The following is a 6,000-nucleotide window of genomic DNA, read 5'->3' as shown; positions in this document are numbered from 1 at the left end:
CTGGGGGAGGGCTCGGAGGGGGCCCGGGTACCCGCGCCGAAGGCGTGGGTGTCCCCCTCCGATTCTCACTTGATCCGCTCGAAGGCGTGGGCAGCCCGGAGGACTGTCCCATCCTCCCAATGCCGTCCCAGCAGCATCATCCCCACGGGAAGGCCACCGGACATGCCAGCGGGCACGTTCATGGCCGGGTGACCCGTCACATCGAACGGGCAGGTGTTGGGGATCATCTCAAGGGCCCGCGCCACGTACTCCTCGCGGCTGGCGTTCGGCGGCGGGAGCAGCGTCGCCTTCATGGGGGTGGTCGGCATGACCAGGAGGTCCACCTGCCTCAACGCTTCGTCGTAGGCGGCTCGAAGCGTCCGACCCAGGTTCTGCGCTTTCGCGTAGTAGCGCCCGTGGTAGTTATCCTGCATGTACTGGCCCAGCAGAACCACCAGCTTCACCGTCTCGGAAAGATCGTTGGCGCGCGCCCGACGGGCACGGGCGTAGAATTCCATGAGCGGCGTCACGTAGTGCCCCTTCCACTTGGTCCCCATGCAGTTGTCGCGGACCATGAGGTTGGTGGCCCCTTCGACGGCAATCGCGTTCCAGATATGGATACCATCCCGGTGCAGCGGGACCGAGATCTCCTCCACCGTGGCTCCGGCCCGGGTCAGACGCTGGGCGGCGTCCCGCACCATCTTGTCCACGTCGGGCTCCGAGGCCCCCGGCCAGCCGAACCCCTCACGGACGATGCCGATACGGAGACCTCTGGCATCACCGGTCAGGGCTCGGGTATAGGTCTCTACCCGAACCCCGGCCGATTGGCGCGGGTCCAGGCCGTCGGGCCCGGCGATCACCTCGAGGAGCAGCGCACAGTCCGCCGCAGAGCGAGCGATGGGGCCCGTGTGGTCCAGCGTCAGCTCGATCGGAAAGATCCCCGTGTAGGGGACGAGCCCGTTCGTCGGCTTGAGCCCAAAGGCCCCGGAGTAGGAGCTCGGGATGCGGATCGAGCCGCCTTGATCGCCGCCCATGGCCATGTCGCACTCGCCGGCCACCACCAGGGCAGCGCTCCCGCTGGACGAGCCGCCGGCCGACCGTTTCGGGTCGTGGGGGTTCAGGACAGGTCCGGTGTCAGAGGTATGGCTGCCGCCCGAGAAGCAGAGGTGCTCGCAGACGGCCTTGCCCGCGATCTCACCGCCCGCATCGAGAATGCGCGTCACGATCGTGGCATCCTGATCGGGCACAAATCCCTCCAGGACGTTGGAGCCGTTCATCATGGGGATCCCGGCGACGCAGACGTTGTCCTTGATTGCCAGCTTCTTGCCAAAGCAAGGCTACGCGATAGGTGTTCGAGAACAACCCGTTGAAACCCTTGAGGAGGGGAGAAAGAAGCCCCAGGTCGCGGGGAGGTATTTACCTTACGGAGTTCGCCTGGGATGTGTGCACCTGAGCCCGCCCGGCTCTCCTGGCTGGCTGAGGCGCGGGGCAAGGCTCGGAGGCGTAGAGGTGAGCTTCCAGTTAGCGTCCGGCCCGCCCTTCGACACATCCAACATCTTGAAGGGGCGGCCGGGGAGCGATATCCCGAGGACGATACGGACGCGGGCTACTTGTCCTTGATCGCGGCTTGCACCTTCGCCGCCAGCTCGGGCGGGATTGTCGTCATCCCGTGGACGGTCTTGGCGTGTTCAGCGGCCTTCGCCATGAGTTCAGCCATATCCTTCCCCTCGAGAACGGCGTTGCAGCCAGGCGCAACATCGCCGCACTTCAGGATCTTCGCCATAGTAAGCCTCCTCATGGACGATTGAAGTAGACAGACTTTAGGCCAACCCCGGCGGCGTAGTCAAGGCCGTTCTTGACCAGTGAACTTCAGTCTGGCTAAGCTTGGCGCACCGTGTTCGCGGGCTCGGACTCGAAGCGAGTGGCCCGAAGCGGCGGGAGGCGTGAATGAGCGCAGGCGGACGCGTCCTTGACGGCATCAGGGTCCTCGACGTCGGCACGTGGATCGCCGCTCCCGCCGCGGCGACGATCATGGCCGACTTCGGGGCCGAGGTCATCAAGGTCGAGTCGCCCCGCGCGGGCGATCCCTACCGTCAGCTCCTCGGGCTGCCCGGGATGCCGCTGAGCGAGCACAACTACGCCTGGCTCCTCGATTCGCGGAACAAGAAGAGCCTCGCCCTCGACCTGACCCGGCCCGAGGGGCGCGAGGTGCTGCTCGCCCTCGCGGCCCGCTCGGATGTGTACGTGACGAACTTCCCGCCCGCGCTCCTCGCCCGCCTGGGGCTCGCCTACGAGGATCTCTCCACCGTGAATCCGCGGCTGATCTACGCCTCCCTCACGGCGTACGGCGAGGTCGGCGGGGAGGCGGACCGGCCAGGCTTCGACATCAACGCGTGGTGGGCGCGGTCCGGCCTGATGGACCTCGTGCGCGCCGCCGGAGCGCCGCCGACCAGCTCCATGCCGGGCATGGGCGACCACCCCACGGCCGTGGCGCTGTTCGGCGCCATCGTGCTGGGCCTCTACCGGCGCGAGCGCACCGGCCGCGGGGCCAAGGTCTCCTCGTCCCTGATGGCCAACGGCGCGTGGGCGAACAGCGTGCTCATCCAGGCCATGCTCTGCGGTGCCACCTTCATCCCCCGGCCACCCCGCGAGCAGGCGCACAACGCCCTGGTCAACCTCTACCAGTGCCGGGACGGGCGCTGGGTCGTCCTGACGCTCCTCCGCGAGGAGAACGAGTGGGAGCGCTTCGCGCGCGCGATCGACCGGCCTGACCTCATCACCGACCCGCGCTTCGCCACGACGGCGGCGCGGCACGCCAACTCCCCTGCCCTCGTGAAGATCCTGGACGAGGTCTTCGCGACGAAGGATTTCGACGCGTGGCGCAGGATCCTGGATGCGCACGAGATCACCTTCGAGGCGATGGCCCGGCTCGATCACGTCTCCGAGGACCCGCAGATGCTGGCCGCCGGGACGATTGTCCCGCTGGAGGAGACGGGCGTTCCGGGGTTCCGAACCGTCATGAGCCCCATTCAGGTGAGCGGCCAGCCCCCGATCAACCCGAGACGCGCGCCTGACCTGGGTGAGCATACGGACGAGATTCTCCGGGCCGTAGGGTACGACGAGCCGACTATCCGGCGGCTCCGCGATCTGGGTGTCGTCGGGTGACCTGACCCGCAGGCCGACCGGCTACAACCCGAGGTAGGCGACCTTGACGTGCGGGTCCTCCAGCAGGGTCTAGTGGTGGGCTTCCAGGTAGCGTTCCGCCTCGAGCGCGGCCATGCAGCCGGTCCCGGCGGCGGTCACGGCCTGGCGGTAGGTGTAGTCCTGGACGTCACCGGCGGCGAAGACACCGGGCACCGAGGTCTGGGTCGTCCCAGGCACGACCTTGATGTACTCGTTCGGGAGCAGCTCGAGCTGGCCCCTGAAGAGCTGGGTGTTCGGCTGGTGGCCGATGGCAATGAAGAGCCCATCCACCGGCCGCTCGGAGAGCTGGCCGGTCTTGAAGCTCTTCAGGCGAACGCCCGTGACCCGGCCCTTCGTGACGTCCAGCACCTCGTGCACGGCAGCGTTCCAGAAGAACTCGATCTTGGGGTTCTTGAAGGCGCGCTCCTGCATGATCTTGGACGCGCGGAGAGTGTTACGCCGGTGGACGACCTCCACCTTGCGGCCGAGGCGTGAGAGGTAGAGGGCCTCCTCCATCGCGGAGTCGCCCCCGCCGACCACCATGATGTTCTGGTCTTTGAAGAAGAAGCCGTCGCAAGTCGCGCAGGTGGAGACCCCGCGCCCCATCAGGGCGCGCTCGGACTCGAGCCCCAGGAGCTTGGCAGAGGCTCCGGTGGCGATGATGACGGTGTGGCTCTCGTAAACCTGCTCGCCGAGCTTCACGGCGAACGGGTGGCGGGAGAAGTCCACCGCCGTGACATCCTCAGCGATGACCTCGGTCCCGAAGCGCTCCGCCTGTTTTCGGAAAATTTCCATCAACGGCGGACCGTCGATGCCGTCCACAAAGCCGGGGTAGTTCTCGACCAGCGTCGTGAGCATGAGCTGACCGCCCCACTGACTGCCGATGAAGATCAGCGGAGCGAGATTGGCGCGAGCGGCATAGGTCGCCGCCGTCCAGCCCGCCGGGCCCGACCCGATGATGATGACCTTCCGTACCTGACCCATGTGGCTTGTCTCCGTCGTGAAGAGCCGTTCTATTCTATCAGATGCTTCGCGGGCCTCGAGGGATTCGGGTCAGCGTCAGACGCCCAGGAGCGCGGGAAGCACCTCGAGGTCCTGGACCTCGTAGTCGGGAACCGGGACCCCTTCCGGAAGCGGCTCACCGTCACGATTGAGCCAGGCCGCCGCGAGGCCGGCCTGCTTCGCTCCGAGCACGTCGATGTCGGCACGGTCTCCGACGAAGAGGGCCTCTGCGGGGGAGACCCGAAGCCGGGTCAGGGCGACCTCGAAGATGATCGGCTTGGGCTTCCGCCATCCGACCTCATCGGATACGACCACGGCGTCGAAGAAGGGCGCGATCTCCTCCCGCTCCAGGATCCACCGCGCGGTGGGAGTGTAGTCGAAGTTCGAGACGATCCCCAGCTTGAAGCGGGGCGCGAGGCGGGCGAGGAGGGCTCGATGCGCGGCCGGAAACTCGGCGGCGCGGGAGAGTTCCCGCTTGTGGGTGGCCAGCAGGCCCTGGAGCACCTCGGCGGGAAAGTCGCTCCTGTTGAGCCCCAGCAGCCTGAAGAGAAAGCCGAAGCGCTCAGGTGCGGGTACTTCCCGCAGGTCGGCGGCGCGGATCCGTTCAGCCTCCTGCCAGGAGGCGATCAGCGCTTCGTAGAAGCGGGCCAGGTCCAGCCCCGGCGTATACGGGGCGAGGATCGGGAAGAGATGGCCCGCCGTCGAGCGGACGGCCCGTCCGTCAACGTGAACCTCGGGGAGGCGGTTCCGGTCGAAGCGGACGAGCGTGTCGAAGAGATCGAACAGGACGGCCCTGAAGCTCACCGGGCGCCGCCGACCTCCCGGCGCACCTCGCGCACCGCCGCGACCATCGCCCGCATCTTCCCGACGGCCTCTTCGACGGTCCGGGTCTTGAGCCCGCAGTCGGGGTCCACCCAGAGCCGGTCGCCAGGCAGAACGCGGACGCCGCGCATGATCCGCTCCTTGACCTGCTCGACCGCCTCGACCCTGTGGGAGTGCACGTCCAGGACCCCGAGGGAGAGGTCCTTGGTGAACGGGTCCTTCTCGAAAATCCGCAGCAGGTCCAGGGCGCTGTTGGAGATGGCGAGATCCAGGTTATCGACCGCGAGCCCCAGCATGTCAGGGTAGATGGTTTCGAAGGCCCCGTAGCAGGCGTGGGTGATGAAGTACGCCGGCAGCCCGTCGGTGACCAGGTGGGAGGCCTCGATCGCGAACGGAAGCTCTTCCTGCCGGACCGAGATGGCGGGTTCGTCGATCTGGATGATCTTGGCACCGGCCTCGATCAGGGCCTCGACCTCCTTCCTGAGCTCGCGCGCGAGCGCCAGGCACGCGGCCGCCCGGCTCGGATAGTAGTCGTTGAACGACCAGTCCATCACCGTGTAGGGACCCGTGAGCATCCCCTTCACCGGCTTGTCGGTCAGGCTCTGGGTCCACTTCCACCACGCGACCGTCATCGGCCCGGGCCATGTGACCGCGGCCGCGATGACGGGCTTGTGGTAGTAGCGGTTACCGTAGGAGCGTACGAGCCCGCCAAGATGAAAGCCGTCCATGATCTCGGCGAAGTAGGCCACCATGTCACCCCGGTACTGCTCGCCGTCCACCAGCACGTCGATCCCGATCTCCTCCTGGGTCCTCACCCAGAACTCCGTGGCCTTCTTCTCCAACGCCTCCAGCTCACTCGGGCTGACCTGGTTCCGGGCGAAACGGGTCCGGGCCTCGGCCACCTCCGGAAGCTTGGGGAAGCTCCCCACGGTGCTGGTGGGGAGGGGCGGGAGATCGAGCCCGAGGGCTCCGAGCTTCTCGCGGCTCATCCGACCCTCGCATGGAGGGTCGGCT

Annotated in this window: 6 protein-coding genes; 1 reads left to right on the top strand and 5 read right to left on the bottom strand. The window is 67.2% G+C overall.

The genetic code is table 11. From position 1 onward, the window contains the following. Positions 1-65 precede the first annotated feature (65 nt). A complete protein-coding gene (locus tag HY726_11615) occupies positions 66-1,298 on the bottom strand; it encodes an amidase (protein ID MBI4609643.1) in 1,233 nt (410 codons plus the stop codon). 287 nt (positions 1,299-1,585) lie between these two features. Next, positions 1,586-1,762: a DUF1059 domain-containing protein gene (locus tag HY726_11610; protein ID MBI4609642.1), complete on the bottom strand. Its 177-nt coding sequence runs from the start codon at positions 1,760-1,762 to the stop codon at positions 1,586-1,588. A 164-nt stretch (positions 1,763-1,926) separates the two neighbouring features. Here HY726_11610 and HY726_11605 point away from each other — a divergent pair, with 164 nt between their 5' ends. Then, positions 1,927-3,144, top strand: a complete 1,218-nt coding sequence (locus HY726_11605; protein ID MBI4609641.1) for a CoA transferase — start codon at positions 1,927-1,929, stop codon at positions 3,142-3,144. Positions 3,145-3,213: 69 nt separating this feature from the next. On the opposite strand, the gene trxB is transcribed toward HY726_11605, so the two are convergent. From trxB to HY726_11590, 3 genes are all read right to left on the bottom strand, one after another. Then, positions 3,214-4,146 (bottom strand): thioredoxin-disulfide reductase, encoded by a 933-nt coding sequence (gene trxB, locus HY726_11600; GenBank protein MBI4609640.1) that lies wholly within the window; start codon positions 4,144-4,146, stop codon positions 3,214-3,216. A 75-nt stretch (positions 4,147-4,221) separates the two neighbouring features. After that, positions 4,222-4,968, bottom strand: a complete 747-nt coding sequence (locus HY726_11595; GenBank protein MBI4609639.1) for an HAD family hydrolase — start codon at positions 4,966-4,968, stop codon at positions 4,222-4,224. After that, entirely contained in the window at positions 4,965-5,975 is a 1,011-nt protein-coding gene (locus tag HY726_11590) for a methionine synthase (protein ID MBI4609638.1), read from the bottom strand. Before HY726_11590 ends, HY726_11595 begins: the two co-directional genes overlap by 4 nt. Positions 5,976-6,000 lie beyond the last annotated feature (25 nt).

Source organism: Candidatus Rokuibacteriota bacterium, assembly GCA_016209385.1.
Classification (GTDB): domain Bacteria; phylum Methylomirabilota; class Methylomirabilia; order Rokubacteriales; family CSP1-6; genus JACQWB01.
The sequence above is the reverse complement of the archived record's forward strand: the minus strand, read 5'-3'. Positions and strand labels throughout refer to the sequence as shown.

Excerpts from the sequence above, each read along its gene's own strand:
- HY726_11590 (MBI4609638.1), bottom strand. The coding sequence starts at position 5,975 with ATGAGCCGCGAGAAGCTCGGAGCCCTCGGGCTCGATCTCCCGCCCCTC.
- HY726_11610 (MBI4609642.1), bottom strand. The coding sequence starts at position 1,762 with ATGGCGAAGATCCTGAAGTGCGGCGATGTTGCGCCTGGCTGCAACGCC.
- trxB (MBI4609640.1), bottom strand. The coding sequence starts at position 4,146 with ATGGGTCAGGTACGGAAGGTCATCATCATCGGGTCGGGCCCGGCGGGC.
- HY726_11605 (MBI4609641.1), top strand. The coding sequence starts at position 1,927 with ATGAGCGCAGGCGGACGCGTCCTTGACGGCATCAGGGTCCTCGACGTC.